2 protein-coding genes and 2 pseudogenes are annotated in these 3,474 nt (G+C 68.6%); all 4 read left to right on the top strand.

The genetic code is table 11. The features are described 5' to 3' along the window. Window positions 1-319, top strand: a pseudogene (locus HUU96_RS13355) (heavy-metal-associated domain-containing protein); the annotation flags it as partial. An 18-nt stretch (window positions 320-337) separates the two neighbouring features. After that, entirely contained in the window at window positions 338-958 is a 621-nt protein-coding gene (locus tag HUU96_RS13350) for an HdaA/DnaA family protein (protein ID WP_174293248.1), read from the top strand. After that, entirely contained in the window at window positions 955-3,156 is a 2,202-nt protein-coding gene (locus HUU96_RS13345; protein ID WP_174293247.1) for an RNA degradosome polyphosphate kinase, read from the top strand. Before HUU96_RS13350 ends, HUU96_RS13345 begins: the two co-directional genes overlap by 4 nt. Before the next feature lie 38 nt (window positions 3,157-3,194). Further along, window positions 3,195-3,474, top strand: a pseudogene (locus HUU96_RS13340) (hypothetical protein); the annotation flags it as partial.

Here is a 3,474-nt window from a genome sequence, read left to right as displayed (position 1 = left end):
CGGCGATCTCGGCGGGCCGGCGGCGGTCGGGCAGGGCATCGCCGTCAACGTCCAGTTCGACACGCCTGGCGCAGGCGCGGTGAGCGCGACCGAGGCGGCGGTGCGCGCGATCCCCGGCGTCCGCTCGGCACAGACCACCAGCCTGGCGCTCGGCGGCCAGTCGGTGATGCGCGTCCTGTACGACGGCGACCCCGACGTGCTGCGCACCTCGCTGCAATCGCGCGGGTTCCAGGTGTTCGGCAGCGGCCAGACCATCCGCATCCGGCGCGCGCCGCAGCTGTTGCCGCCCGAGATCGCGCCGGACAATGTCACAGGCTGAGGCGCGCAGGGCGGGGGCATGAGCCAGATCGCGCTGCCCCTCGACTTTCCGAGCGATCCGGGCGGCGATGCCTTCCTCGTCACCCCCGCCAATGCCCGCGCCGTTCACCTGCTCGATCACTGGGGTGCCTGGCCGGTCAGGACCGCGATCCTGACCGGGCCGCCGCGCTCCGGCCGCAGCCTGCTGGCGCGGGTGTTCGCGGCCAAGAGCGGCGGCAGCGTGATCGACGATGCCGAGGCCGTGCCGGAGGCGGAGCTGTTCCACGCCTGGAACCGGGCGCAGGCGACGCATCGCCCGCTGGTGATCGTCGCCGCCGCCGCACCGCCCGACTGGCCGATCACCATCCCGGACCTGCGCAGCCGGCTCGCCGCGAGCACCCATGCGGCGCTGCTGCCGCCCGACGATGCGCTGGTCCGCGCGCTGCTCGCGCGGCTGTTCCTGCGCCGGGGACTGGATGCGCGGACCGAGCTGATCGACTGGCTCGCGACACGGATCGAGCGTAGCTATGCCGTGATCGAGGCGGCCGTCGCGCTGCTCGATCGCGATGTCACGGAACGGCAACGCCGCTTGTCCATTCCGCTTGCACGCGCCACGCTTGGCGAAGCCGGCCTTGTCGCCGGTGGTTTGGAGAGACCATGACCCGTCCCGTCCACCTCGCGCGTTTCGACAAGGAGGAGGAGCCATTCGATCTCGGCCAGGACGCCGGCAAGGAGGGGCGGTACTTCAATCGCGAGCTGTCATGGCTCGCGTTCAACCGGCGCGTCTTGCAGGAGGCTTGCAACAGCGCGCATCCGCTGCTGGAACGGCTGCGCTTCCTGTCGATCTCGGGGTCCAATCTCGACGAGTTCTACATGGTCCGCGTCGCCGGGCTGATGGGGCAGCGCACGCAGGAGGTCGAGCGGCGCTCGGTCGATGGCCTGACCGTCAACCAGCAGCTGTCGGACATCACCGCCGAGGCCGACCGGCTGATGGCCAGCCAGCAGTCGGTATGGGTCGATGTTCGCACCGCGCTGGAGGAGGCAGGCGTCATCGTCCTTCCCCGCGAGGCGCTGGCCGCGGAAACCCCTGCCGAGCTGGAGAAATATTTTCGCGAGCAGGTATTCCCGGTCCTGACCCCGCAGGCGATCGACCCATCGCACCCGTTCCCGTTCATCCCCAACAAGGGGCTGTCGGTGATCTTCGACCTCGTCCGCCTGTCCGATGATGAGCCGGTGCAGGAGGTGGTGATGCTGCCGCCGACCATGCCGCGCTTCGTCCGGCTGGCGGGGCCGACCTCGGCGGAGGCACCGGCGCGCTATGTCGCGATCGAGTCGGTCATGCGCCACTTCGCGCCGGTGCTGTTCCCCGGCTACCGCGTCGACGGTGCGGCGACCTTCCGCGTGCTGCGCGACAGCGATATCGAGATCGAGGAGGAGGCGGAGGACCTGGTCCGCTATTTCGCCAACGCCATCAAGCGCCGCCGTCGCGGCCGCGTGATCCGGCTGGAGCTGGAGACCGGCACCCCCGCGCCGCTGGTCGCGCTACTCAAGGACGAGGTGGCCGGCGGCGACGCGATGGTCACCGAGTCCGGCGAGTTCCTCGGCATCGACGACCTGGCGCTGCTGGTCGAGGAGAACCGCCCCGACCTCAAGTTCCCCAGCTTCACCCCACGCTTTCCCGACCGGATCCGCGAATTCGGCGGTGATTGCTTTGCCGCGATCCGCGCGAAGGACATCGTCGTCCACCATCCTTATGAGACGTTCGACGTCGTCATCGCCTTCCTCAAGCAGGCGGCGAACGATCCCGACGTGGTCGCGATCAAGCAGACGCTGTACCGCGCCGGCAAGCAGCCCGCGATCATCAATGCGCTGATCGCCGCCGCGGAGGCGGGCAAGTCGGTGACGGCGGTCGTTGAACTGAAGGCGCGCTTCGACGAGGAGCAGAACATCCTCTGGGCATCGGCGCTGGAGCGGGCCGGTGTGCGCGTCGTCTATGGCTTCTTCGAGTGGAAGACCCACGCCAAGGTGTCGATGGTGGTGCGGCGCGAGGGCACTGCGTTCAAGACCTATTGCCACTTTGGCACCGGCAACTATCACCCGATTACCGCGCGCATCTACACCGACCTCAGCTTCTTCACCGCCGACCCGGCGATCGGCACCGATGCGGCGCAGATGTTCAACTACATCACCGGTTATATCGAGCCGGTCGACATGAAGCAGCTGGTGCTGTCCCCGCGCGACCTGAGGCCCACGCTGGTAGCGTTGATCGACGCCGAGATCGCAGCAGCGCGCGAGGGTCGGCCAGCGGGGATGTGGGCCAAGATGAACTCGCTGGTCGATCCCGCGATCATCGAAAAGCTGTACGAGGCGAGCGCGGCGGGGGTGGAGATCGAGCTGGTCGTGCGCGGCATCTGCTGCCTGCGTCCCGGCGTGCCGGGCCTGTCCGAGCGCATCCGCGTCAAGTCGGTGATCGGCCGTTTCCTGGAACATAGCCGCATCTGGTGCTTCGCCAACGGCAAGCCGCTCCCTAATGACGGGGCCAGGATCTTCATTTCCTCGGCCGACTGGATGCCGCGCAACTTTGATCGGCGGGTGGAATATATGCTGCCGATCAGCAATCCGACGGTACACGATCAGGTGCTCGATCAGGTGATGGTCGCCAACCTGCTCGACAATGAACAGAGCTGGGCGCTGGAGGCGGATGGAGCCTATACCCGCCTGTCGCCGCCGGACGCGCCGGGCGAACGCTCGTTCAACCTCCACCGTTATTTCATGAACAACCCATCGCTCTCGGGCCGCGGTGCCGCCGTCGCCGGGGCGGAGTCGGTGCCGACGCTGTCGTTCGGGCGAGAACGGTGAGCGTCGCCACCCGGCTGCTGCGGCGCGCGGCGTCGCCGCTGGCCGGTACCGCCAAACCGACGCGGACCGGGATCATCGACATCGGTTCCAACTCGGTGCGACTGGTCGTCTATGAAGGGCCGGCGCGGTTGCCGGCGACCTTGTTCAACGAGAAGGTGCTGGCGGGGCTCGGCCGCGGGCTGGCGGCCACCGGCGCGATCGACGCCGCGGCGATGGGCCTCGCGACCGCCTCGCTCGCCGGCTACCAGGGCGAGGGCCACGTCCATCTCGCGGCCTCCGTCGAGTTCATGCACACGGCGACGCTGCTGCACGACGACG

The organism is Sphingomonas bacterium, assembly GCF_903644135.1.
GTDB lineage: Bacteria > Pseudomonadota > Alphaproteobacteria > Sphingomonadales > Sphingomonadaceae > Sphingomonas.
This window is presented reverse-complemented; position numbering and strand designations above follow the sequence as displayed.

Excerpts from the sequence above, each read along its gene's own strand:
- HUU96_RS13345 (WP_174293247.1), top strand. The coding sequence starts at position 955 with ATGACCCGTCCCGTCCACCTCGCGCGTTTCGACAAGGAGGAGGAGCCA.
- HUU96_RS13350 (WP_174293248.1), top strand. The coding sequence starts at position 338 with ATGAGCCAGATCGCGCTGCCCCTCGACTTTCCGAGCGATCCGGGCGGC.